This is a genomic window from Paraburkholderia sp. PAMB 6770 (assembly GCF_057748135.1).
On the sequence record NZ_CM173238.1, the window covers coordinates 3,410,052 to 3,432,953 of the forward strand.

Annotated in this window: 22 protein-coding genes; 16 read left to right on the top strand and 6 right to left on the bottom strand. The window is 67.8% G+C overall.

Features of this window, described 5'->3' with window-relative positions:
* Positions 1–234: 234 nt before the first annotated feature.
* From AC3AP7_RS15415 to hslU, 9 genes are all read left to right on the top strand, one after another.
* Positions 235–1,119: a lipid A biosynthesis lauroyl acyltransferase gene (locus tag AC3AP7_RS15415; RefSeq protein WP_475767731.1), complete on the top strand. Its 885-nt coding sequence runs from the start codon at positions 235–237 to the stop codon at positions 1,117–1,119.
* 169 nt (positions 1,120–1,288) lie between these two features.
* Complete coding sequence (dapF, locus tag AC3AP7_RS15420; protein WP_475767729.1) at positions 1,289–2,149, top strand: diaminopimelate epimerase; 861 nt, start codon at positions 1,289–1,291, stop codon at positions 2,147–2,149.
* 73 nt (positions 2,150–2,222) lie between these two features.
* Positions 2,223–2,912 carry a DUF484 family protein gene (locus tag AC3AP7_RS15425; protein ID WP_475767727.1) on the top strand — a complete coding sequence of 230 codons (690 nt, stop codon included), beginning with the start codon at positions 2,223–2,225 and terminating at the stop codon, positions 2,910–2,912.
* Between the two features lie 51 nt (positions 2,913–2,963).
* A complete protein-coding gene (xerC, locus tag AC3AP7_RS15430) occupies positions 2,964–3,902 on the top strand; it encodes a tyrosine recombinase XerC (RefSeq protein WP_475767726.1) in 939 nt (312 codons plus the stop codon).
* A gap of 63 nt (positions 3,903–3,965) precedes the next feature.
* Positions 3,966–5,168: a class I SAM-dependent rRNA methyltransferase gene (locus tag AC3AP7_RS15435; protein ID WP_475767724.1), complete on the top strand. Its 1,203-nt coding sequence runs from the start codon at positions 3,966–3,968 to the stop codon at positions 5,166–5,168.
* Positions 5,169–5,329: 161 nt separating this feature from the next.
* Positions 5,330–6,418, top strand: coding sequence for a CobW family GTP-binding protein (locus AC3AP7_RS15440; protein WP_475767722.1), 1,089 nt, complete (start codon positions 5,330–5,332; stop codon positions 6,416–6,418).
* Positions 6,419–7,023: 605 nt separating this feature from the next.
* Positions 7,024–7,443, top strand: a complete 420-nt coding sequence (gene dksA / locus AC3AP7_RS15445; RefSeq protein WP_475767720.1) for an RNA polymerase-binding protein DksA — start codon at positions 7,024–7,026, stop codon at positions 7,441–7,443.
* Positions 7,444–7,996: 553 nt separating this feature from the next.
* Positions 7,997–8,533, top strand: coding sequence for an ATP-dependent protease subunit HslV (gene hslV, locus AC3AP7_RS15450; RefSeq protein ID WP_475767718.1), 537 nt, complete (start codon positions 7,997–7,999; stop codon positions 8,531–8,533).
* Between the two features lie 9 nt (positions 8,534–8,542).
* The gene (gene hslU / locus AC3AP7_RS15455; RefSeq protein ID WP_475767716.1) at positions 8,543–9,880 is read left to right on the top strand and encodes an ATP-dependent protease ATPase subunit HslU; all 1,338 of its coding nucleotides are present in this window, start codon (positions 8,543–8,545) and stop codon (positions 9,878–9,880) included.
* Between the two features lie 75 nt (positions 9,881–9,955).
* Here hslU and AC3AP7_RS15460 read toward each other — a convergent pair whose 3' ends face one another.
* From AC3AP7_RS15460 to AC3AP7_RS15470, 3 genes are all read right to left on the bottom strand, one after another.
* Positions 9,956–10,498 carry a response regulator transcription factor gene (locus AC3AP7_RS15460; RefSeq protein WP_475767713.1) on the bottom strand — a complete coding sequence of 181 codons (543 nt, stop codon included), beginning with the start codon at positions 10,496–10,498 and terminating at the stop codon, positions 9,956–9,958.
* Positions 10,495–11,805 (bottom strand): ATP-binding protein, encoded by a 1,311-nt coding sequence (locus tag AC3AP7_RS15465; protein ID WP_475767711.1) that lies wholly within the window; start codon positions 11,803–11,805, stop codon positions 10,495–10,497. Before AC3AP7_RS15465 ends, AC3AP7_RS15460 begins: the two co-directional genes overlap by 4 nt.
* A 173-nt stretch (positions 11,806–11,978) precedes the next feature.
* Positions 11,979–12,215: a cysteine-rich CWC family protein gene (locus AC3AP7_RS15470; RefSeq protein ID WP_475767709.1), complete on the bottom strand. Its 237-nt coding sequence runs from the start codon at positions 12,213–12,215 to the stop codon at positions 11,979–11,981.
* Between the two features lie 262 nt (positions 12,216–12,477).
* Between AC3AP7_RS15470 and argB the strand changes: the two genes are divergently transcribed.
* From argB to AC3AP7_RS15505, 7 genes are all read left to right on the top strand, one after another.
* Positions 12,478–13,377 (top strand): acetylglutamate kinase, encoded by a 900-nt coding sequence (gene argB, locus AC3AP7_RS15475; RefSeq protein WP_475767707.1) that lies wholly within the window; start codon positions 12,478–12,480, stop codon positions 13,375–13,377.
* Positions 13,378–13,652: 275 nt separating this feature from the next.
* Positions 13,653–14,453, top strand: coding sequence for a pyrimidine 5'-nucleotidase (locus tag AC3AP7_RS15480; protein ID WP_475767705.1), 801 nt, complete (start codon positions 13,653–13,655; stop codon positions 14,451–14,453).
* On the top strand, positions 14,420–15,106 hold the full coding sequence (gene slmA / locus AC3AP7_RS15485) for a nucleoid occlusion factor SlmA (protein WP_475767703.1): 687 nt from the start codon (positions 14,420–14,422) through the stop codon (positions 15,104–15,106). The genes AC3AP7_RS15480 and slmA overlap by 34 nt, the downstream gene beginning before the upstream one ends.
* Positions 15,107–15,320: 214 nt before the next feature.
* Complete coding sequence (gene metX, locus AC3AP7_RS15490; RefSeq protein WP_475767701.1) at positions 15,321–16,466, top strand: homoserine O-succinyltransferase MetX; 1,146 nt, start codon at positions 15,321–15,323, stop codon at positions 16,464–16,466.
* The gene (gene metW / locus AC3AP7_RS15495) at positions 16,463–17,071 is read left to right on the top strand and encodes a methionine biosynthesis protein MetW (RefSeq protein ID WP_475767699.1); all 609 of its coding nucleotides are present in this window, start codon (positions 16,463–16,465) and stop codon (positions 17,069–17,071) included. Before metX ends, metW begins: the two co-directional genes overlap by 4 nt.
* A gap of 14 nt (positions 17,072–17,085) precedes the next feature.
* A complete protein-coding gene (locus AC3AP7_RS15500; RefSeq protein WP_475767697.1) occupies positions 17,086–18,480 on the top strand; it encodes an AmpG family muropeptide MFS transporter in 1,395 nt (464 codons plus the stop codon).
* Positions 18,477–19,568, top strand: coding sequence for a M48 family metallopeptidase (locus tag AC3AP7_RS15505; RefSeq protein ID WP_475767695.1), 1,092 nt, complete (start codon positions 18,477–18,479; stop codon positions 19,566–19,568). Before AC3AP7_RS15500 ends, AC3AP7_RS15505 begins: the two co-directional genes overlap by 4 nt.
* 12 nt (positions 19,569–19,580) lie before the next feature.
* On the opposite strand, the gene AC3AP7_RS15510 is transcribed toward AC3AP7_RS15505, so the two are convergent.
* From AC3AP7_RS15510 to gatB, 3 genes are all read right to left on the bottom strand, one after another.
* The gene (locus AC3AP7_RS15510; RefSeq protein ID WP_475767693.1) at positions 19,581–20,360 is read right to left on the bottom strand and encodes an exodeoxyribonuclease III; all 780 of its coding nucleotides are present in this window, start codon (positions 20,358–20,360) and stop codon (positions 19,581–19,583) included.
* Between the two features lie 58 nt (positions 20,361–20,418).
* Positions 20,419–21,258: a PPK2 family polyphosphate kinase gene (locus AC3AP7_RS15515; protein WP_475767691.1), complete on the bottom strand. Its 840-nt coding sequence runs from the start codon at positions 21,256–21,258 to the stop codon at positions 20,419–20,421.
* Between the two features lie 168 nt (positions 21,259–21,426).
* Complete coding sequence (gene gatB / locus AC3AP7_RS15520) at positions 21,427–22,902, bottom strand: Asp-tRNA(Asn)/Glu-tRNA(Gln) amidotransferase subunit GatB (RefSeq protein ID WP_475767688.1); 1,476 nt, start codon at positions 22,900–22,902, stop codon at positions 21,427–21,429.

Consider the following 22,902-nt stretch of genomic DNA (forward strand, 5'->3'; position numbering starts at 1 on the left):
AGCCAGCTTCGGGAGCCTGAAGCGGCGACGCTTTAGCGGATTTCCTGCCCGACCGGCGCGTGACGATTGAACGCACCAGCCAGCTTCGCCCCGCAAGTTGTCTGTTAACTCGGCGAAGCCCTTATTATAGCGACTTCCCATTTTTGCCGCAGGGTACCCACGCGTGCCGTCTCCCCTTCCGTGTCCTGTCCACGCGCGCATCGCGCGCACGCGGCTCCCGCGCGGAGCCGCAGCATGCTGAGCCGCGTCGCAACGAAGCTCGCCATCGCGCTGCTGAAGCTCTTCGCGCTGCTGCCCTACGGCCTCGTCGCCCGCATCGGCGACGGCCTCGGCTGGCTGCTCTACCAGATTCCGAGCCAGCGCAGGCGCATCGTCCACATCAACCTGAAGCTGTGCTTTCCCGAGTGGAGCGAGGCGCGGCGCGAAGACGTCGCGCAGAAGCACTTCCGCCATGCGATCCGCAGCTATCTGGAGCGCAGCGTCCAGTGGTTCGGCTCGGCGAAGAAGCTCGAAAAGCTGATCCAGGTCGACAGCGAAGTCGACCTCACAGACCCGGATATGCCGCCCACGCTGCTCCTCGGGCTGCATTTCGTCGGCATCGAGGCGGGCTCGATCTTCCTGAACTACGCGCTCGGGCGCCAGTGCGGCTCGCTGTACCAGCCGATGTCGAACCCGGAGCTCGAAGCCGTCGCGAAAGCCGCGCGCGGCCGCTTCGGCGCGGACATGGCGAGCCGCGCCGACAGCGCGCGCGTCGTGCTGCGCTGGCTGCGCGAGCGCAAGCCGGTGATGCTCGGCGCGGACATGGACTACGGCATGCGCAACTCGACCTTCGTGCCGTTCTTCGGCGTGCCGACCTGCACGCTGACCGCGGTGGGCCGGCTCGCGAAGGTCGGGCATGCGCAGGTGGTGCCGTTCATCGGCGAGGTGCTGCCGGATTACAAGGGCTATCGCCTGAAGGTGTTCAAGCCGTGGGCCGACTACCCGAGCGGCGACGACGACGCCGACGCGCGCCGCATGAACGCGTTTCTCGAAGAACAGATTCCGCTGATGCCCGAGCAGTATTACTGGGTGCACAAGCGCTTCAAGACGCGCCCGCCCGGTCAGCCCGGCTTCTACTGACGCGCGCGGCCGGCGCGCCGGCGGCGCGGGGCGTCCATTCCGCGGCGGGCGCGCCAGCGTGTATCATCCGCTATCTGTCTACCTTTCATTTCCCGGCGGAAACCGGCCTGCGGTCCGCGCGCGCCTCGCGCACGTCCGCTCCGGCGCCGCAACGGAACCCACGCGCAACGTGAAACTGACCTTCACCAAGATGCACGGCGCGGGCAACGACTTCGTCGTGCTCGACGGCTACACGCAGCCGCTCAACCTGAGCGCCGCGCAAGTGCGCGCGCTCGCCGACCGGCACTTCGGCGTCGGCGCCGACCAGTTGCTGGTCGTCGAGAAGCCGACGGTCGAAGGCGTGGATTTCCGCTATCGCATCTTCAACTGCGACGGCGGCGAGGTCGAGCATTGCGGCAATGGCGCGCGCTGCTTCGTCAAGTACGTGCGCGACGCGCGCCTCACGGACAAGCACAGCGTGCGCGTGCAGGTGCAAAACGGCATCATCACGCTGACGATGCAGGAGAACGGCGAAGTGGTCGTCGACATGGGCGCGCCGGTGTTCGAGCCGGCCCGCGTGCCGTTCGACGCGAGCGGGCTCGACGGCCGCCGCGAAGGCCGCGACACGCTGTGGCCGCTCGACGTGAACGGCGCGACGCGCTGGATCTCGGCGGTGTCGATGGGCAACCCGCACGCGGTGCAGGTGGTCGACGACGTCGAAGCGTTCCCGGTGCGCGTCGAAGGCCCGCTCGTCGAGCACCATGCGCGCTTTCCGGAGCGGGTGAACGCGGGCTACATGCAGATCGACTCGCGCCACGCGGTCCGTCTGCGCGTCTTCGAGCGCGGCGCGGGCGAAACGCTTGCCTGCGGCACGGGCGCCTGCGCGGCCGTTGCCGCCGGCATCCGCCGCGGCCTGCTCGACTCGCCGGTGAAAGTGCACACGCACGGCGGCGTGCTGACGATTACCTGGAGCGGCGAGGCCGCCGCCCCGCTGCTGATGGCCGGCCCGGCCGCCACCGTCTTCTCGGGCGAGATCGAGCTGGCCGACTGAACCGGCGCCTGCCGCCGCCCGACCTTATTGACCGATGCGCCCCGCGAGCGGGCGCCGTGCTGAAGCCGAAACCATGAACGATCGCGAAGTCGCCGACTACCTGCTCGCCCACCCCGAATTCTTCGCCGAACACGCGGAGCTGCTCGCCACCATCCGGCTCGCGAATCCGCACGGCAAGGCCGCGGTGTCGCTGCAGGAACGCCAGATGGACATGCTGCGCGAGAAGAACAAGCATCTCGAACGGCGCCTCGCGGAACTGCTGCGTTATGGCCACGAAAACGACAGCATCGCGTCGAAGTTCAACCGCTGGACCACCCGCGTGATGGCCGAGCGCGATCCGCACGCGCTGCCGCGCACGATCGCGCACGGGCTCGCCGACGTCTTCGACGTGCCGCAAACCGCGCTGCGCGTGTGGGACGTCGCCGAGACCTACGCCCAGGCGGATTTCGCGCGTCTTGTCAGCGAGGAGGTGCGGATCTTCACCAACAGCCTGACGACGCCGTACTGCGGCGCGAACACCGGCTTCGAGGCCGCCCAGTGGCTTGCGCCGGCGAACCCGGAGGCCGCCGCGCCGGCGGACACCGAATCGATCGCGCTGCTGGCGCTGCGCGATCCGCTCGCGCCGGAAGAGGCGCCGGCCTTCGGCCTGCTGGTGATGGGCTCGCACGACGCGCGCCGCTTTCACGACGGCATGGGCACCGATTTCCTGACGCAGATCAGCGCGCTCGCGAGCGCGGCGCTCAGCCGGCTGCTGCCGCGCTGACGTGCCGCGCATGCGCCGACCCGACACGTCGCTCCGCCGCCGCCCGACACCGTGAATCCCGCCGCCCCGATCGCCGAATACCTGTCGCATCTCGAACACGAGCGGCGGCTGTCGGCGCACACGCTGCGCGGCTACGCACACGAACTCGACGAGTTGAGCCGCCTCGCCAAAGGCCGGCCGCTCGACAGCCTGACGCCCGCCGATATTCGCGGCGCGGTCGCGCGGGCGCACGCGGCCGGCATGAGCGCGCGCTCGATCAGCCACCGGCTGTCGGCGTGGCGCGCGTTCTACCGGTGGCTCGCCGGACGCATCGCGCTGCCGGTCAACCCGGTCGCCGCGGTGCGCGCGCCGAAACAGCCGAGAACGCTGCCCAAGGCGCTGTCGGTGGACGACGCCAACCGGCTGATGGAATCGCCCGGCGCCGAAGCGTCCGCGGCCGACTCGCCCGAGGCGCTGCGCGACCGCGCGATCGTCGAGCTGTTCTACTCGTCCGGGCTGCGGCTGGCCGAACTGGTCGGGCTCGACGTCCGCTACGCAGACCTGCCGGACTATCGCTCGGTGGGCTGGTACACGCGCGCGTCGGCCGAAGTCGAGGTGCTCGGCAAAGGCAGGCGGCGCCGGATCGTGCCGGTCGGCAGCAAGGCGCTCGCCGCGCTCGACGCATGGCTCGCGGTCCGCGCCGCGTTCGTGCGCGACGATCCGCATCCGCTCTTCCTGACGGCGCGCGGCAGGCGGATGTCGCCGAACGTCGTGCGCGAGCGCGTCAAGCGGCAGGCGCTCGCCGCCGGCATTCCGGCCAACGTGCATCCGCACGTGCTGCGCCATTCGTTCGCCACCCACGTGCTGCAGTCGAGCGGCGATCTGCGCGCCGTCCAGGAGCTGCTCGGCCACGCCAGCATCACCGCGACGCAGGTGTACACGGCGCTCGATTTCCAGCATCTCGCGCACGTCTACGACGCCGCGCATCCGCGCGCCAAAAAGCGCGGCTGACCCGCGGCGCGGCCATGCAGGCCGCCGCGCCGCCTCCCGTTCCGCCCGATCACAGACGAAGTCATGAATACCGTTACGCTCAAACCGTCGAAAGAAAAATCGCTGCTGCGCCGCCATCCGTGGGTCTATGCGAACGCGATCGAGCGGGTCGACGGCAAGCCGGCGCCCGGCGCGACGGTGCTGGTGCGCGCCCACGACGGCCGCTTCCTCGCGCGCGCGGCGTACAGCCCGCACTCGCAGATTCGCGCGCGGGTCTGGAGCTTCGACGAAGCCGAGCCGATCGACCATGCGTTCTTCAAGCGCCGCGTGCAGCGCGCGGTCGCGCACCGGCGCGCGATGGTGCGCGACACCGGCGCGGTGCGCCTCGTGTTCGGCGAAGCGGACGGCCTGCCGGGCCTGATCGTCGACCACTATGTCGCCGACGCGCAGGGCCAGCGCGACCAGCTCGTCTGCCAGTTCATGGCGGCCGGCGTCGAAGCGTGGAAGGACGCGATCGTCGCCGCGCTCGCCGCGGCCACCGGCTGCCCGAACGTCTACGAGCGCTCCGACGTGTCGATCCGCGAAAAGGAAGGGCTCGCGCAGATCACCGGCGTGCTCGCCGGCGAGCCGCCGTCGGACCCGCTGATCGCGGTCGAAAACGGCGTGCGCTACCACGTCGACGTGCGCCACGGCCACAAAACCGGCTTCTACGTCGACCAGCGCGACAACCGCGCGCTCGTGCAGTCGCTCGCGCAGGATCGCGCGGTGCTGAACTGCTTCTGCTATACCGGCGGCTTCTCGCTCGCCGCGCTCAAGGGCGGCGCGACGCGCGTGGTCTCGATCGACTCGTCCGGCGAAGCGCTTGCGCTCGCGCAGCGCAACGTCGAAGCGAACAGCTTCGACCCGGCGCGCGCCAGCTGGCTCGACGCCGACGCATTCCGCACGCTGCGCCGCCTGTATGACGACGGCGAGCGCTTCGACCTGGTCGTGCTCGATCCGCCGAAGTTCGCGCCGTCGCGCGAGCACGTCGAGCGCGCCGCGCGCGCGTACAAGGACATCAACCTGAGCGGGCTGAAGCTGCTGCGCCCCGGCGGGCTGCTGTTCACCTATTCCTGCTCCGGCGCGATCGACGCGGCGCTGTTCCAGAAGATCGTCGCGGGCGCGGCGGCCGACGCGGGCGTCGACGCGCGGATCCTGCGCCGCCTCGGCGCAGGGGTCGATCACCCGCTGCTCAGCGCGTTTCCGGAAGGGGAATATCTGAAAGGGCTGCTGTTGCAAATCGCCTGAGCGCCCTCATGTGGGGCTTTTCAGGCGACGCGCCCGGGGCCGGCGCGGCAGCGTCAGCAGCCGCCCGGCAGATATGTTTCAATAATCGGCCAGCCGACCGCGCGGGCAGCCTCGCGCGGTTCGCTCCCGGATCCGATTCACGCACACCACAGGCGATTACCATGATTCCCGTCACCATCCTGACCGGCTTCCTCGGCAGCGGCAAAACCACGCTGCTCAAGCGCATCCTGAACGAAAAGCACGGCATGAAGATCGCCGTGGTGGAAAACGAGTTCGGCGAGGAGAACATCGACAACGAAATCCTCGTGCAGGACGCGAACGAGCAGATCGTGCAGATGAGCAACGGCTGCATCTGCTGCACGATCCGCGGGGATCTGGCGCGCGTGCTCGACGACCTCGCGTCGAAAAAGCACCACGGCGCGCTCGATTTCGACCGCGTCGTGATCGAGACGACCGGCCTCGCGAACCCCGGCCCGGTCGCGCAGACGTTCTTCATGGACAACGAGATCGCCGACCAGTTTCTGCTCGACGCGATCATCACGCTGGTCGATGCAAAGCACGCGGATCACCAGCTCGACGAACACGAGGTGGTGCAGCGCCAGGTCGGCTTCGCGGACCGGCTGTTCATCACGAAGGCCGATCTGGTCGACAGCGCGAGCGTCGACGCGCTGCGCCATCGCATCGTGCACATGAACCCGCGCGCGCAGATCCGCACCGTGAACTTCGGCGAAGTCGACATCAAGGAGGTGTTCGACCTGCGCGGCTTCAATCTGAACGCGAAGCTCGAAATCGACCCGGACTTCCTCGCCGAGGACGATCACGAGCACGCGCACGATCACGCCCATGCGCACGACGAACACGGCCACACGCACGACCACGCGAACTGCGATCACGATCACGGCCAGTGCGATCACGATCACGGCCATGCGCATCATCACCATGCGCACCACGACGACAAGATCAAGTCGTTCGTGTTCCGCAGCGAGCGCGCGTTCGATCCGAACAAGCTCGAAGACTTCCTCGGCGGCATCCTGCAGATCTACGGCGAGCGGCTGCTGCGCTACAAGGGCGTGCTGTACATGAAGGGCGTCGACCGCAAGGTGGTGTTCCAGGGCGTGCACCAGATGATGGGCAGCGATCTCGCCGCGAAATGGCTGCCCGCCGAGAAAAAGGGCAGCAAGATGGTGTTCATCGGCATCGAGCTGCCGCAGGACCTGATCGTGGACGGCCTGACCGCCTGCCTCGCCTGAAACCGGGGCCGGAACCCACCCGACCGAGCGACCGGGTGGCGCCAATCAGACACTTATAATGAAGTAAGAATTTCCTGATCGGAAAAAAGCGCGTGGAAAGCGGCCGGTAAGGGTGCTGAAAAACCCGCGACGCAACGATCGGCGGCGAAACGTGGTGCAACAAACATGCACGGTCATCGCTTTTTGGTCGGGCTCACGTTATATTTTAAAGATATCGGTGTGCGCGTCAGGACGTTTTCCCGCTTGCAGTGCAGGATTGTGATTCAGTTACAATACGGGCCCACCGGACAAAGAGAACGATCGACCTTCCGCGCGTCACCCACGCCAGGTCTTGTCGGGCACCGGAGAGCCCGGCCCGGAAACAGCCGGCCGACAAGCCCTGTCCATGTTGCGCCAGACGGGCCGCGTCGCCGGTATAGCATTGCCTCAGGAGCATTTGAAGATCGTTTCCAGAGGAGTTCGGCCCCGCATCGACGCCCGACGCTTCGGCGTTACGACAGCCCACCGTCCGTGTCCGCCGCAGTCCGTTGTCAGGTGTCCTCGCGGGTAACAGATCGTGCGGGCAACATGTACCCGTTTTGCCTCACATTGAAGAAGCAAGCCAGATGACGACGAAACGACTCTTGACCGAAGCCGAAATCCTGAAGATGAGCGACAAGGATTACATGAATGAGGATCAGCTCGCCTTCTTCAAGAACAAGCTCGAACAACTGCAGGCGGAAATCCTCCGCAATGCCGGCCAGACGACCGAGAACCTGCGCGAGACCGTGATCGTGCCGGATCCGGCCGACCGCGCGACGATCGAGGAAGAGCACGCGCTGGAGCTGCGCACGCGCGACCGCGAACGCAAGCTGCTGAAGAAGGTTCAGCAGGCGCTCGCGCGGATCGAGTCCGGCGAATACGGCTGGTGCGAGGAAACCGGCGAACCGATCGGCGTGCCGCGCATGCTGGCGCGCCCGACCGCGACGCTGTCGCTCGAGGCGCAGGAGCGCCGCGAGCTGCGCCAGAAGCTGTTCGGCGACTGAACTGACGGGCCGGCGAGGCTTCGCCCGCCCCTGACATGCTGCTTCGTGAAGAGGCGCACGGCGCTCCGTGCGCCTCTTCTTTTTGGCGATCCGATAGCCGCCGCCGTTCCCGGCCGACGCCCGGCCGCCCGCGCGAACGGGCTGTCCTCACGTCGCGGTTGCCGTACCGCTATCCCCGCACCGCCTTTGCCTTATCGCCGTTGCCGCTCCCGCCGCTCCCACACCGCCGTTCCTGCTCTGCCGTTCGCACACCGCCGTTCCCGCTCTGCCGCTCCCGTTCCTCTGTTCCCGTTCCGCCGCCCCCACGCCGCCATCCCCCTTCCCCCGCACCTACAACCGGCTTTCACACCCTTTTTGCACACCGCCCGCCGGGCCGGCCCTTGATATGCCCGCGCGCGCCCTAAAATAAATCCGACATGCGCCGCCCGCCTCAGCCTGCTCGCCCGCCCCGCAGCGGCGCGCCGGCGCCGCCGCAACGAGGCGGCCGCGCACCGGCCCGGCAGCGCGCTTACCCGCGCCGCCGCGCCCCACCTGTTTAGCGAAAGGAACGCACATGGAGCAATTTCACGGCACGACGATCGTCTCGGTGCGCCGCGGCGACCAGGTCGCCCTCGGCGGCGACGGTCAGGTGACGCTCGGCAACATCGTCATGAAAGGCGGGGCGAAGAAGGTCCGGCGCATCTACAACGGGCAGGTGCTGGTCGGCTTCGCCGGCGGCACCGCCGACGCGTTCTCGCTGCTCGACCGCTTCGAGGCCAAGCTCGAAAAGCATCAGGGCAACCTGACGCGCTCCGCGGTCGAGCTGGCGAAAGACTGGCGCACCGACCGCATGCTGCGCCGTCTCGAAGCGATGCTGATTGCCGCCGACCGGCAGACGACGCTCGTCATCACCGGCAACGGCGACGTGCTCGACCCGGAGGGCGGCATCTGCGCGATCGGCTCCGGCGGCGCGTACGCGCAGGCGGCAGCGCGCGCGCTCGCCGAAAACACCGAACTGGCGCCGCGCGAAATCGTCGAAAAGGCGCTGCAGATCGCCGGCGACATGTGCATCTACACGAATCACAACCGCGTCATCGAGACGATCGAGTAAGGACCCACGATGAGCACCATGACCCCCGCCGAGATCGTCTCGGAACTCGACAAGCACATCATCGGCCAGGGCCGCGCGAAGAAGGCGGTCGCGGTCGCGCTGCGCAACCGCTGGCGCCGCCAGCAGGTCGCCGAGCCGCTGCGTCAGGAAATCACGCCAAAAAACATCCTGATGATCGGACCGACCGGCGTCGGCAAGACCGAGATTGCCCGGCGCCTTGCCAAGCTCGCCGACGCGCCGTTCATCAAGATCGAGGCGACCAAGTTCACCGAAGTGGGCTACGTCGGCCGCGACGTCGACAGTATCGTGCGCGACCTGATCGAGATTTCCGTCAAGCAGACGCGCGAAAGCGAAATGCGCAAGGTGCGCACGAAAGCCGAAGACCTCGCCGAAGACCGCATTCTCGACATCCTGCTGCCGGGCGGCCACACGGTCGGTTTCGGCACGCAGACGGTCGCCGCGTCCGAGGAAAGCAGCACGCGCCAGACCTTTCGCAAGCGCCTGCGCGAAGGGCTGCTCGACGACAAGGAAATCGAGCTCGACGTCGAGCTGCCGCAGGCCGGCATGGACATCATGGGCCCCCCCGGCATGGAAGACATGACCGAGCAGATCCGCTCGATGTTCGCCAATCTCGGCGGCGGCAAGAAAACGCGGCGCAAGCTGAAAGTGCGCGAAGCGCTGAAGCTGCTGACCGACGAGGAAGCCGCGAAGATGCTCAACGACGAGGAAGTGAAGGCCAAGGCGGTGCAGAACGTCGAGCAGAACGGCATCGTGTTTCTCGACGAGATCGACAAGATCGCCTCGCGCAGCGAGGCCGGCGGCGGCGAGGTGTCGCGCCAGGGCGTGCAGCGCGACCTGCTGCCGCTCGTCGAAGGCACGACGATCAACACGAAGTACGGGATGGTGAAAACCGATCACATCCTGTTCATCGCGAGCGGGGCGTTCCACCTGGCCAAGCCGAGCGACCTGATTCCCGAACTGCAGGGCCGCTTCCCGATTCGCGTCGAACTGGATTCGCTGTCGGTGAAGGACTTCGAATCGATTCTGGTATCGACCGACGCGAGCCTCGTCAAGCAATACCAGGCGCTGCTCGCAACCGAAGACGTGCAGCTCGACTTCGCCGAAGACGGCATTCGACGCCTCGCCGAAATCGCGTTTTCGGTGAACGAAAAGACCGAGAACATCGGCGCGCGCCGGCTCTACACGGTGATCGAGAAGCTGCTCGAGGACGTGTCGTTCTCGGCCGGCAACCATGCGGGCGCCAGCGTGAAAATCGACGCCGCGTATGTGGACCGCGCGCTGAACGAGGTCGCCGAGGACGAGGATCTGTCGCGCTACGTGCTGTGACACGCCGGGCCGCGCCGGCCGGCGCAGGCGGCGCCACGCGCCGGCGCGCATCCGCGCCGCGGCGCGCGAGCGTGCTTACTGCTTGACCGGCCGCTTCGCGAGCTTGCGCTGCAGCGTGCGGCGGTGCATGTTCAGCGCTCGCGCGGTCGCCGAGATGTTGCCGCCGTGCTCGGACAGCACGCGCTGGATATGCTCCCATTCGAGCCGCGCGACCGACAGCGGCACCGGGTGCTCCAGCGCCTCCTCCGCCTGGATCGCGCTCGCCTCGGCCTGCAGTGCCGAGAGGATCGTCTCGACATTGGCGGGCTTGGTCAGATAGTTGTCCGCGCCGTCCTTCACCGCCTGCACCGCGGTGGCGATGCTCGCATAGCCGGTCAGCACCAGCATCCGCGCGTCCGGCTGCAGTTCGCGCAGCGGCGCGATCAGCGTGAGCCCCGAGTCGTCGCCGAGGTGCAGATCCACGGTGATCTGGCCGAACTTCTGCTGGTTGGCAAGCCGGATCGCTTCGTCGGCGCTGTGCGCTTCGGCCACCGTGAAGCCGCGCCGCGTCAGGCCGCGCGCGAGGATGCCGGAGAACACCTCGTCGTCGTCGATCACCAGAAAATTGCTGTCGCTCATGCCTGTTGCTCCGTGTTGGAGGGCGCCGCGCCGGAGCGGCCCGCGCCCGAAGATTGAAGACCCGCGACCGGCAGACGCAGCACGGCGCGCGTGCCGCGCGGCGCCGTCTGCCTGATGTCGGCCAGCTCGACCGAGCCGTGCAACCGCGCCGCCGCCGCGAACGCGAGATAGAGCCCGACCCCGTGACCGCCCTGGGTGCTGTCGACCGGCATCGCGCCGAGCGAGCTGCGCAGCGCGGCCGGGATGCCGGGGCCGTCGTCGCAGACCTCGAACTCGACGCGGGTGCCGTCGGACGCCAGCCGCGCGGCGAGCGTCACGCGATCGCGGCTGGCGCGCGCCGCATTGTCGAGCAGGATCGTCAGGATCTGGCTTACCGCGACCGTATCGTCGAGGTCCGCATCGCGCGGCGGCGTGCCCGACTGCTCCAGCTTCACGTGCGGATGACGCAGCCGCCACTGCTGCGCGAACGATTCGAGCCATTCGCCGACCGGCTGCCGGTTGCCCGTCGTCGACGCGCGCGAGCGCAGCCGCGCGAGCGCCGACGTGCACAGCGACATCTGCTGCTCCAGCAGTTCGAGATCCGCGCCATAGGGCGCAAGGCCCGCGTCGGTGCGGGCGGCCTCGCGCAGTTCCTCGGTGAGCATCGCGATCGTCGACAGCGGCGTGCCGATCTCGTGCGCCACCGTCGCCGCCTGCACGCCGAGCGCGACCGCGCGCTCGTCGCGCAGCAACCGCTGCTGCGCATCGCCGAGCGCCTGGTCGCGTACGCGCAGCGCGCCCGACATGCGCGCGACGAACCACGCGATCAGCCCGACGCTCACGGTGAAATTCACCCACATGCCCGCGCGGAAATAGTCGAACAGGTTCTCGGGATTGTCGAGATTCAGCGGCAGCGAGTCGTAGCCGAGCACCGCGTAGCACGCGACCGCGAACGCGGCGAGCCATGCCATCAGCCGCCACGGCAGCACCGCCGCCGCAATCGCGAGCGACGGCAGATAGAGCGAGACGAACGGATTGGTGGTGCCGCCGGACAGGAACAGCAGCGCGGACAGCGCGCCGAGGTCGACCCACAGCTGTCCGAACAGTTCGAGGCTGGATTCGGGCCGCTGCTTCATCACCCGCAGCCAGGTGATCGCGTTGAAGAGCACTTCGAGGCCGATCACGAGCAGCATGGCCGGCAGCGGCAGATGCACGCCCAAAAAGAGCTCCACGACCGCGATCGTCAGCAGCTGGCCGATGATCGCAAGGCAGCGCAACCAGAACAGATGTCCGAGGTTGACCCGACCGGTGTTGGTTATTCGATGCATGGTGTCAGTGTAACTGTTCGACGTGACCCGACAGAAGGGTTCGCCGGCCTCCCGGGCCCGCTGGCGGCACGGCTGAGGCAATTGGCCGCACGGCGCGGCGCACGCTGCCGCAGCGCCCGGCCGCGCGCCGCGGCGCAACAGCGTCGGCCGGTGAGGCCGCCCGCCGGCGTTGCTCAGTCGCCGGGGTCTGCCGCCTCGCCCGCCGCCCGCGCGCGGGCGATTTCCGCGGCGAGGCACTCCGGGCACAGGCAGCGCCCGCCCGGCTCGAGCCGCTGCGCCGGCAACGGGGGCATCGCCCGGCACCAGCAGCCGGGCGGCCCGGCGTGCCTCCCGCAGTCGAACAGGCACGCACAGCGCGGACAGCGCGCGCGTTGCACGCCGGGAGCAGTCTCGCGGTCAGCCGGTTTCATCGCGCCTCGGCAAAAAAGCACCGGACATCCGGTGCCGAAAATGATGCCACGCGAGCCCCCGCAGGGCAAAGCGACATCCCTCGCGCGGCCCCGTTGCGCGTCCTCGCTGCGCCCTCTGCGCGCGCTCGCGCGAGGCCCGTGGCGCGGTGCGCAACGATGCCGCCGCGGACCCCGGCCGGGCGCGTCGAAAACCCTGTTGCAGCGCGCCAGTCCTGTACAATTCCGCCTGTTTCAACCGTTCCGTGCCCGAGCCCCTGCCGCCATGTCCGACACCCCCGATCTCTCGCAGATTGCGCCCACCCTGAAGGCCGAAATTCTGGCCGAGGCGCTGCCTTACATCCGTCAATATCACGGTAAAACCGTCGTCATCAAATACGGCGGCAATGCGATGACCGAAGAGCGCCTGAAGCAGGGTTTCGCGCGCGACGTGATCCTGCTGAAGCTGGTCGGCATCAACCCGGTGATCGTGCATGGCGGCGGCCCGCAAATCGATCAGGCACTGAAAAAGATCGGCAAGCAGGGCACCTTCATCCAGGGCATGCGCGTCACCGACGAAGAGACGATGGAAGTCGTCGAATGGGTGCTGGGCGGCGAGGTGCAGCAGGACATCGTCACGCTGATCAATCACTTCGGCGGCCACGCGGTCGGCCTGACCGGCAAGGACGGCGGCCTGATCCACGCGCGCAAGATGCTGATGCCGGATCGCGAAAACCCGGGACAATACATCGACATCGGGCAGGTCGGCGAGGTAGAGGCGATCAACCCGGCCGTCGTGAAGGCGCTGCAGGACGACGCGTTCATTCCGGTGATCTCGCCCATCGGCTTCGGCGAGGACGGTCTGTCGTACAACATCAACGCGGATCTGGTCGCAGGCAAGCTGGCGGTGGTGCTGAACGCCGAGAAGCTCGTCATGATGACCAACATCCCCGGCGTGATGGACAAGGAAGGCAATCTGCTCACGGACCTGTCGGCGCGCGAAATCGACGCACTGTTCGCCGACGGCACCATTTCCGGCGGCATGCTGCCGAAGATCTCGTCGGCGCTCGACGCCGCCAAGAGCGGCGTGCGCTCGGTGCACATCATCGACGGCCGGATCGAACACTCGGTCCTGCTCGAAATTCTCACCGAGCAGCCGTTCGGCACGATGATCCGCTCGCACTGAGCCGGCCGGGCGAGCCGCCGCACGGGCCCGCTCGCCCGCACGGCGGGTCGGCTGCGGATCGTTTGCAGGGCGTCTGGGGGTCTTCACGGGTCCTTTGCGGGTCCTTTGCGCTTCGCCGGCGCGCCCAGGCGCGCCGTTTCACGCGTCGCGCGCCGCCTGCTTTCCCTTCCCCCGCCGCACGCTTTCCTTTTTCCCCCGCCGCACGCATGATGGAGCACGGGCGCCGCTCGTCCCCACCCCGCGGCTGCCCGCTCACCGCACTCCCCGTTCCTCGCATGCGCTCGCCCCTGTCCCGCTCCGTTTCACGCCGCCGGCCCGATCTTGCGGGCGGCCGTCCGGTCTGGCTGTTCGACCTCGACAACACGCTGCACCACGCATCGCACGCGATCTTTCCCGAGATCAACCGCGCGATGACGCAGTACATCATGGATACGCTGCAGGTCGGGCGCGACGAAGCGGACCGCCTGCGCACCGGCTACACGCACCGCTACGGCGCCACGCTGCTCGGTCTCGCGCGGCATCATCCGCTCGACCCGCACGACTTCCTGAGGGTCGTGCACACGTTCGCCGACCTGCCGTCGATGGTGCGCGGCGAGCGCGGTCTCGCGCGCCTGCTCGCGGCGCTGCCGGGGCGCCGCATCGTGCTCACCAACGCGCCCGAGCAGTACGCGCGCGCGGTGCTCGCGGAGCTGGGCATCGAGCGGCTGTTCGAGCGCGTGATCGCGATCGAGCATATGCGCGACCGCCGCGGCTGGCGGGCGAAACCCGACGCCGGCATGCTGCGCCGCGCGATGCGCGATGCGCGCGTGCCGCTGTCCGACGCGATCCTCGTCGAGGACACCCGCTCGCACCTGAAGCACTACCGGCGGCTCGGCCTGCGCACGGTGTGGATCGTCGGGCACCTCGCGCGTCCGGTGCGCATCGACGGCGCGCCCGCGCGGCTGCCCGGCACCGGGCGGCCGCATTATGTCGACCGGCGCATTCGTTCGTTAAAATCGCTCCGACTGGGCAGCCGCTCGGTGCGACTGAAGGGACGACGCACATGCAACCGGATCGCAGGCATGACGAAACCGTAAGCGACACCCAGCCCGCCACGGACGCTGCACGCAGCGCGCGCCTGAAACCGGGCGAGCGCCGCGTGCACATCCTGCACACGCTCGCGGGCATGCTCGAAACGCCGCGCAACGAGAAGATCACCACGGCAGCGCTGGCCGCCCGGCTCGGCGTGTCCGAAGCGGCGCTGTATCGCCATTTCGCAAGCAAGGCGCAGATGTTCGAGGCGCTGATCGAATTCATCGAGCAGTCGATCTTCGGTCTCATCAACCAGATCGACGCGAGGGAGCCGAACGGCGTGCTGCAGGCCCGCGCAATCGCGCTGATGCTGCTCGGCTTCGCCGCGAAGAATCCCGGCATGACGCGCGTGCTGACCTGCGAGGCCCTCGTCGGCGAACACGAACGGCTCACCGAGCGCGTGAACCAGATTCTCGAACGCACCGAGGCGTCGCTCAAGCACGCGCTGCGGCTCGGCGCCGCCGCCCCCGCAGCGGGCGATGCGGACATCGCGGGGGACGGCGCACCGGTGCCGCTGCCCGCCGGTTACGATCCGGCGCTGCGCGCGAACCTGCTGATGAGCTACATCGTCGGACGCTGGCATCGCTATGTGCGCAGCGGCTTTGCGCGCAGCCCGACGGAGCACGCGGACGAGCAGTTGCGGCTGATTCTCCAATGACCCGCGCCCGCTCCCGGCGCGCATTTTCCGCTATACTTCGCGCTGAAACACATGATCTGCGCGCCGATTTGCTGACTCGATTGCGGGCGCGCGAACCAGCCGGTCCCCGTGGCGGCGGTTCACTATAAATGCGGCTAAAGAGGTCGTCAGCCGCGCATCCCCGCTTTCCGCGCACCGCCGACACCGTTTAGCCGCCCTGCAGAAGGCGGAATCAATGGAATCGATCGGCATCGTCGCTCCTCACACGCTGCATTTCTCCGAGCCGCTTGCGCTCCAAAGCGGTCACGCGCTCGCCGGGTACGACCTGATGGTCGAGACCTACGGCACGCTGAACGCCGCGCGCAGCAATGCCGTGCTCGTCTGTCACGCGCTGAACGCATCGCATCATGTGGCCGGCGTCTACGCGGACGACCCGAAGAACGTCGGCTGGTGGGACAACCTGGTGGGCCCCGGCAAGCCGCTCGACACCGACCGCTTCTTCGTGATCGGCGTGAACAACCTCGGCTCGTGCTTCGGCTCGACCGGGCCGATGAGCGTCAATCCGGCGACCGGCGAGCCGTATGGCGCGAGCTTTCCGGTGGTCACCGTCGAGGACTGGGTCAACGCGCAGGCGCGCGTCGCGGACACGTTCGGCATCGAGCGCTTCGCGGCCGTGATGGGCGGCAGCCTCGGCGGCATGCAGGCGCTCGCCTGGAGCACGATGTACCCGGAGCGGCTCGGCCATTGCATCGTGATCGCGTCGACGCCGAAGCTCTCGGCGCAGAACATTGCGTTCAACGAGGTGGCGCGCTCGGCGATCCTGTCCGACCCGGACTTCCACGGCGGCGACTACTACCGCTTCGGCGTGAAGCCGCGGCGCGGGCTGCGCGTCGCGCGCATGATCGGCCACATCACGTATCTGTCCGACGACGACATGGCGGCCAAATTCGGCCGCGCGCTGCGCCGCGCCGAAGGCGCGCACGACGCGTACAACTTCAGTTTCGACGTCGAATTCGAGGTGGAATCGTATCTGCGCTATCAGGGGGACAAGTTCGCGGACTATTTCGACGCGAACACCTACCTGCTGATCACCCGCGCGCTCGACTACTTCGATCCGGCCAAGGACTTCGACGGCGACCTGACCGCCGCGCTCGCCCACACCCGCGCGAAGTACCTGATCGCCGGCTTCACGACCGACTGGCGCTTCGCGCCGGCGCGCTCGCGCGAAATCGTCAAGGCGCTGCTCGATCACAAGCGCCAGGTCACGTACGCGGAGATCGACGCGCCGCACGGCCACGACGCGTTCCTGCTCGACGATCCGCGCTATCACAACCTGCTGCGCGCCTACTACGAACGCATCGCCACCGAGGTCAACGCATGAACCAGCGCGCTCTCGACTATCTTGCGCAACGTCCCGATTTCCGCGCGATCGCCCGCTGGGTCGAACCGCGCGCGAGCGTGCTCGACCTCGGCTGCGGCGACGGCTCGCTGCTGCAGCTGCTGAGCGAGGAGCTCGACGTGCAGGGCTACGGCATCGAGATCAACGACGCGGGCGTGCTCGCGGCGACGAAAAACGGCGTCAACGTGATCCAGCAGAATCTCGAAGACGGCCTGCGCCTGTTCGAGGATGCGAGCTTCGATTTCGCGATCCTGTCGCAGACGCTTCAGACGATTCACCAGACCGCCGCGATCCTGCGCGAGACGATGCGCGTCGGCCGGCAGTGCATCGTGTCGTTTCCGAATTTCGGCTACTGGCCGCACCGGCTGTCGGTGCTGCGCGGACGCATGCCGGTGTCGAAATCGCTGCCCTACCAGTGGCACAACACGCCGAACGTGCGCGTGCTGACGATCCGGGATTTCGAAGCGCTCGCGCCCGAGGTCGGCATCGAGATTCTCGACCGCGCCGTGCTGCACGGCGGCCAGACCGTGCGTTGGGGCGAGAACTGGCGTGGTAGTCTTGCGGTCTATCGCGTCAAGAAAAGCTGAAACCGCTCGCTGAAATGTCAAACCCGCCGCACGAGGCGCCCGCACTTACCGCTCACGTCGAACATGCCGGCTGGCGCGCGTTCCTGAACACGCGCATGCTGATCTGCGTCTTTCTCGGCTTCACGTCGGGGTTGCCGCTGTTCACGCTCGTCTATCTGGTGCAGGCCTGGCTGCGCTCCGAGGGCGTCAATCTGAAGGAAATCGGCCTGTTCGCGCTGATCCAGTTTCCGTACACGTGGAAATTCCTCTGGGCGCCGCTGATGGACCGCTTCGTTCCGCATCTGCCCGGCTGGCGCCCGGGCCGCCGGCGCGGCTGGATGCTGGTCACGCAGCTGCTGGTCGCCGCGGCGATCGCGTCGCTCGGCTTCGTGTCGCCGCGCAACGCGATCTGGACGGTCGCCGCGCTCACCGCGCTGGTCGCGTTCTTCAGCGCGAGCCAGGACATCTCGATCGACGCGTATCGCCGCGAACTGCTGCCGGACGTCGAGCAGGGCCTCGGCAACGCCGTGCACGTCAACGCTTACAAGATCGCCGCGCTGGTGCCGGGCTCGCTCGCGCTGATCCTGTCCGACCATCTGCCGTGGACCACGGTGTTCATCGTGACCGCCGCGTTCATGATTCCGGGCATCGTCATGACGCTCGTCGTGCGCGAGCCCGAGGTGCACGGCGCGCCGCCGAAAAACCTGCGCGAGGCGGTCATCGAGCCGTTCCGCGAGTTCGTCCAGCGCGACGGCTGGCGCGGCGCGCTGCTGGTGCTCGGTTTCATCTTTCTGTACAAACTCGGCGATACGATGGCCACGAACCTGTCGACGTCGTTCTTCCTCGACCTCGGCTACACGCGCACGCAAATCGGCGTAATCGCGAAAACGACCGCGTTCGGCGCCAGTCTGGCGGGCGGCCTCGTCGGCGGCCTCTGGATGATGCGCATCGGCATCGGCCGCGGGCTGTGGGTGTTCGGCGCGCTGCAGATGGTGTCGACGCTCGGCTTCGCGTGGCTCGCGCATCTCGGACCGCACTCGCCGGGCCTTGCGCAGCTCTATGACGTTGCGGTGCTCGCAAGCCACGCGGCGACCCGGCTGCTGGCGCTCGTGGGCATCGACTGGACCGTGCAGTTCGATCCGCGCGCGCTCGCGCTCGCGCTCGTCTACGGCCTCGAAACCTTTGCCACGGGCCTCACCATGGCCGCGTTCACTGCCTACATCGCCAGCACGACCGATCCGCGCTACACCGCGACGCAGTTCGCGCTCTTCACGAGCCTCGCGGCGGTGCCGCGCACGCTCGCGTCCGCGGCAAGCGGGTATGTCGTCGCACAGATCGGCTGGTTCGACTATTTCATCGCGTGCACGGCGCTCGCGCTTCCCGGCATGCTGCTGTTGCTGCGCGTCGCGCCCTGGAGAGCGCAGTCGTGAGCGCCCGTCCGACGCAGCGCGTGGCGCAGCCGGCAAGCGTCCGCGCGCACCGCCTGCACCGCACTCGCCGCACGCTGCGCGCCGCGCTCGCGCTCGCCTGCGCGGGCAGCGCGCTCGCACTACCGGCGCGCGCTCATGCAACCGCGATGCCCCCGGTCGCATCGCGTCCGGTCGCGCCGCTGACGCCGTCGTCCGCGAATGCGGCAAGCCACGCGAGCCCCGCCAATCCCACGAATACCGCGAGCGGCGCCGCACCGACGTCCGGGGCGACGCCGGAACAGGCGCTGCGCTTCGGCGATTACGCGATCCTGCGCCGGCTGATCCCGTCCGCCGAACTCGAAGGCCAGGCAGCCGAGGAGTTCCAGCAGATCGTGTACGGCGCGAAGGACGCCGGCCGGCTCTATCCGGATACCGACCCGCACGTCGTGCACGTGCGCGAGATTCTCGACAGGCTGATTCCGTACGCGCTGAAGTGGAACGACCGCGCGCCGCGCTGGCACTGGCAGATCGCGGTGATCCGCTCGCCCGACATCCGGATGTACTGCCTGCCCGGCGGCAAGCTGGTGATCTACAGCGGCATTCTGGACCGCGCGCATCTGAACGACAACGAACTCGCGATGCTGCTCGGCCACGAAATCGCCCACGCGCTGCGCGAGCACATCCGCGAGCGGCTCGGCGAGCTGCAGGAATCGCAGCTCGATTCGTCCGGCACGATCCCGCAGCTGTTCGGCCTCGCGGATCTCGGGATAATGCCGCTCGGCATCGGCTCGCAGCTGCTCGACCTGCGATATACGCCGATGGACGAAACCGAGGCCGACGTGATCGGCAGCGAAATCGCCGCCCGCGCCGGCTACGACCCGCGCGCGGCGATCACGCTGTGGGACAAGCTCGCCGACGCCACGCACAGCAATCGCGACGGCGGTTTCATCTATGTGCACCCGTACTCGACGGCGCGCCGCGACGACATCATCAAGCGCCTGCCGGACATGCTGGCGCTCTATGCAAAAGCCCTTGGCACCACGGTCGGCGCGTTGCCGGACTACGAGGGCATCGCGCATCCCCGGCGCGGCGCGCCCGCGCGCAAGTGACGCGGCGCGGGCTCAGCGCGCGAGCTTGACGTCGTAGTCGACCGTCACCGGCGCGTGGTCGCTGAACTTGATGTCGCGGAACACGTCGGTGCGCTTCGCGTGGCCGGCCACGCCCGGTGTGGCGATCTGGTAGTCGATCCGCCACCCGACGTTCTTCGCGTACGCCTGGCCGCGGTTGCTCCACCACGTGTACTGCTCGGGACGCTGATCGAGCGTGCGGAACACGTCGACGTAGCCGACCTCGTCGAACAGTCTGGTGAGCCACGCGCGCTCCTCGGGCAGACAGCCGGAGTTTTTCTGGTTGCCCTTCCAGTTCTTGATGTCGATTTCCTTGTGGACGATGTTCACGTCGCCGCACAGGATCACCTCGCGCTGCGCGCGCAGTGCGACCAGATGCTGCATGAACGCGTCCATGAAGCGGTATTTGGCCTGCTGACGCTCCTCGCCGCTCGAACCGGACGGCACGTAGACCGAGACCACCGACAGCTTGCCGAAACGCGCCTCGACATAGCGCCCTTCCTGATCGAACTCCTCGCTGCCGAAGCCGATCACGACCTCGTCCGGCTCGTGGCGGGTGTAGACGCCCGCGCCGCTATAGCCCTTTTTCACCGCATGCTGGAAATAGCCGGCGTAGCCGTGGGGCGCGAGAAACTCGGGCGTCATGTCGTCCTGTGCGCATTTGATTTCCTGCACGCACAGCACGTCGGCGTTCTGCTCGCCGAACCAGTCGAAGAAGCCCTTTTTCGCCGCGGAGCGGATGCCGTTCAGGTTGGCGGTGATCACACGCAACATGTCGTTCCCTTGTGGTTGATTCGGAGTAAAAGCGGGTCGCCCCGGAAAGCCGGACGGCTCACTCGACCTTCAGGCCCTTCAGCGATTCCTTCGCGGGCGGGAAGGCGAGCTTCAGCGACTCGAACGTGCGCAGCAGCAACTCGGCGACCATCAGGTTGCGATGCGTTTTCGAATCGGCGGGGATGACGTACCACGGCGCATAAGGCGTCGACGTCGCCGCGAGCGCATCGCGGTACGCGCTCTGATACGCATCCCAGTGCCGGCGCGCCGCGAGATCGGAGACATCGAATTTCCAGTGCTTCGTCGGATCGTCGATGCGCGCCTGCAGGCGGGCGCGCTGCTCGTCCTTCGAGAGGTGCAGCATGCATTTGACGATCGTCGCGCCGTTCTCGGCGAGCAGCGCCTCGAATTCGCGAATGCGCCGGTAGCGCTGCTCGCATTCGGTCTTGCCGAGTTGTCCGAGCACGACCGGCACCAGCACGTCTTCGTAGTGGCTGCGATTGAACACGGTGAGCTCGCCGGCGGCCGGCGCCTGCGCATGCACGCGCCACAGGAAATCGTGCGCCTGCTCGGCGACGCTCGGCGCCTTGAACGGCACGATCCGCAAGCCGAGCGGATCGACGTCGTGAAACACCGCGCGCACCGTGCCGTCCTTGCCGCTCGTGTCCATTCCCTGCAGCACCAGCAGCACACGCTGCATGCGCTGCGCGTGCAGGCACTCCTGCAATGCGTCGAGCTGCGCGCCGATTGCCGCGAGCCGGTCGCGATCCGCCTTCTTCGCGCCGCTGGAAAACGGCTTGGCGCCCGGATCGAAGTCGGTCAGCGCGAATTTCGCCGCCTGCTTGCCGTCGTCGAAATACGGCACCCGGTAATCGTCGAGTTCGGGCTTCTTTGCCATCGCGGGCCTCCTGTCGTTGTACCGCGTCGCGTCTCGTTGCGTTGCCGCCCGCGCCTGCCGCGGCCGAACCTGACCGTGAGCGCGTCATGACGCCACGGCGCGGCGGCGTCATGACGTAACGGCGCGGCGGCGCGGCCGCCGTCCACCGGGCCGCCCGCCGCCCGCCGCTCAGGACAGCTTCTTCTTCAGCAACTCGTTGACCTGCTGCGGATTCGCCTTGCCCCGGGTCGCCTTCATCGCCTGGCCGATCAGTGCGTTGAACGCCTTCTCCTTGCCGGCGCGGAATTCCTCGACCGACTTCGGATTCGCGGCGAGCACCTCGTCGATGATCGCTTCGAGCGCGCCCGTGTCGGAAATCTGCTTCAGCCCCTTCGCTTCGATGATGCGATCGGCCGCGGCGTCGTCGGTGGCGCGCTCTTCCCAGATCGCGACGAAGATTTCCTTCGCGATCTTGTTCGAGATCGTGCCGTCGCCGATGCGCTGCAGCAGCACGGCCAGTTGCGCGGCCGACACCGGACACGCGCCGATTTCCAGCCCTTCGCGATTGAGTATCGACGACACTTCGCCCATCAGCCAGTTCGCGGCGCTCTTGGCCTGCGCCGCGCCGGCCTTCGCGACCACGGCTTCGTAGTAGCCGGCCATCGCCTTGCTCGCGGTCAGCACGCCCGCATCGTACGGCGTGAGGCCGTACTGCGCGACGAAACGCTGCTGGATTGCCTCCGGCAGCTCGGGCAGTTCGCCCTTCACGCGCTCGACCCACGCATCGTCGATCACGAGCGGCATCAGGTCCGGGTCCGGGAAATAGCGGTAGTCGTGCGCGTCTTCCTTGCTGCGCATGGAACGCGTTTCGCGCCGGTCCGGGTCGTACAGACGCGTTTCCTGCACGACGGTGCCGCCGTCTTCGATCAGCTCGATCTGACGGCGCACTTCATACTGGATCGCTTCTTCGAGAAAGCGGAACGAGTTCAGGTTCTTGATCTCCGCGCGCGTGCCGAACTCGGCCTGGCCGACCGGGCGCACCGACACGTTCGCGTCGCAGCGGAACGACCCCTCCTGCATGTTGCCGTCGCAGAGGCCGAGCCACGTGACGAGCGTATGCAGCGTCTTCGCATACGCAACCGCCTCGGCGGCGCTGCGCATGTCCGGTTCCGTGACGATTTCGAGCAGCGGCGTGCCGGCGCGATTCAGGTCGATGCCCGTCATGCCCGCGAAGTCTTCGTGCAGCGACTTGCCGGCGTCCTCCTCGAGATGCGCGCGGGTGAGGTGAATGGTCTTTGCGTAAGCCGGCGCGCCGGTCTTCTCGTTGGCCGGCACCTGGATCGTGAGCTCGCCGCCCTGCACGACCGGGATTTCGTACTGGCTGATCTGATAGCCCTTGGGCAGGTCCGGGTAGAAGTAATTCTTGCGCGCGAAGATGCTGCGCGGCGCGACCTTCGCGCCGATCGCAAGCCCGAACTGGATGGCGCGCTCCACCGCGCCGCGGTTCATCACCGGCAGCGTGCCCGGCAGCGCGAGATCGACGGGGCAGGCCTGCGTGTTGGGTTCGGCGCCGAACTGCGTCGGCGCGCCCGAAAAGATCTTCGACACGGTCGAGAGCTGCGCGTGCGTCTCGAGACCGATCACGACTTCCCATTGCTTCGTCAT

Bases quoted from the DNA above. Each gene is read 5' to 3' on its own strand.
- AC3AP7_RS15425 (WP_475767727.1), top strand. From the start codon at position 2,223: ATGAACGATCGCGAAGTCGCCGACTACCTGCTCGCCCACCCCGAATTC.
- AC3AP7_RS15465 (WP_475767711.1), bottom strand. From the start codon at position 11,805: ATGCATCGAATAACCAACACCGGTCGGGTCAACCTCGGACATCTGTTC.
- hslV (WP_475767718.1), top strand. From the start codon at position 7,997: ATGGAGCAATTTCACGGCACGACGATCGTCTCGGTGCGCCGCGGCGAC.
- slmA (WP_475767703.1), top strand. From the start codon at position 14,420: ATGCAACCGGATCGCAGGCATGACGAAACCGTAAGCGACACCCAGCCC.
- AC3AP7_RS15515 (WP_475767691.1), bottom strand. From the start codon at position 21,258: ATGGCAAAGAAGCCCGAACTCGACGATTACCGGGTGCCGTATTTCGAC.
- metX (WP_475767701.1), top strand. From the start codon at position 15,321: ATGGAATCGATCGGCATCGTCGCTCCTCACACGCTGCATTTCTCCGAG.
- AC3AP7_RS15470 (WP_475767709.1), bottom strand. From the start codon at position 12,215: ATGAAACCGGCTGACCGCGAGACTGCTCCCGGCGTGCAACGCGCGCGC.
- AC3AP7_RS15460 (WP_475767713.1), bottom strand. From the start codon at position 10,498: ATGAGCGACAGCAATTTTCTGGTGATCGACGACGACGAGGTGTTCTCC.
- AC3AP7_RS15435 (WP_475767724.1), top strand. From the start codon at position 3,966: ATGAATACCGTTACGCTCAAACCGTCGAAAGAAAAATCGCTGCTGCGC.
- argB (WP_475767707.1), top strand. From the start codon at position 12,478: ATGTCCGACACCCCCGATCTCTCGCAGATTGCGCCCACCCTGAAGGCC.
- dksA (WP_475767720.1), top strand. From the start codon at position 7,024: ATGACGACGAAACGACTCTTGACCGAAGCCGAAATCCTGAAGATGAGC.
- AC3AP7_RS15415 (WP_475767731.1), top strand. From the start codon at position 235: ATGCTGAGCCGCGTCGCAACGAAGCTCGCCATCGCGCTGCTGAAGCTC.
- AC3AP7_RS15480 (WP_475767705.1), top strand. From the start codon at position 13,653: ATGCGCTCGCCCCTGTCCCGCTCCGTTTCACGCCGCCGGCCCGATCTT.
- metW (WP_475767699.1), top strand. From the start codon at position 16,463: ATGAACCAGCGCGCTCTCGACTATCTTGCGCAACGTCCCGATTTCCGC.
- AC3AP7_RS15500 (WP_475767697.1), top strand. From the start codon at position 17,086: ATGTCAAACCCGCCGCACGAGGCGCCCGCACTTACCGCTCACGTCGAA.
- hslU (WP_475767716.1), top strand. From the start codon at position 8,543: ATGAGCACCATGACCCCCGCCGAGATCGTCTCGGAACTCGACAAGCAC.
- gatB (WP_475767688.1), bottom strand. From the start codon at position 22,902: ATGACGAAGCAATGGGAAGTCGTGATCGGTCTCGAGACGCACGCGCAG.
- AC3AP7_RS15510 (WP_475767693.1), bottom strand. From the start codon at position 20,360: ATGTTGCGTGTGATCACCGCCAACCTGAACGGCATCCGCTCCGCGGCG.
- AC3AP7_RS15440 (WP_475767722.1), top strand. From the start codon at position 5,330: ATGATTCCCGTCACCATCCTGACCGGCTTCCTCGGCAGCGGCAAAACC.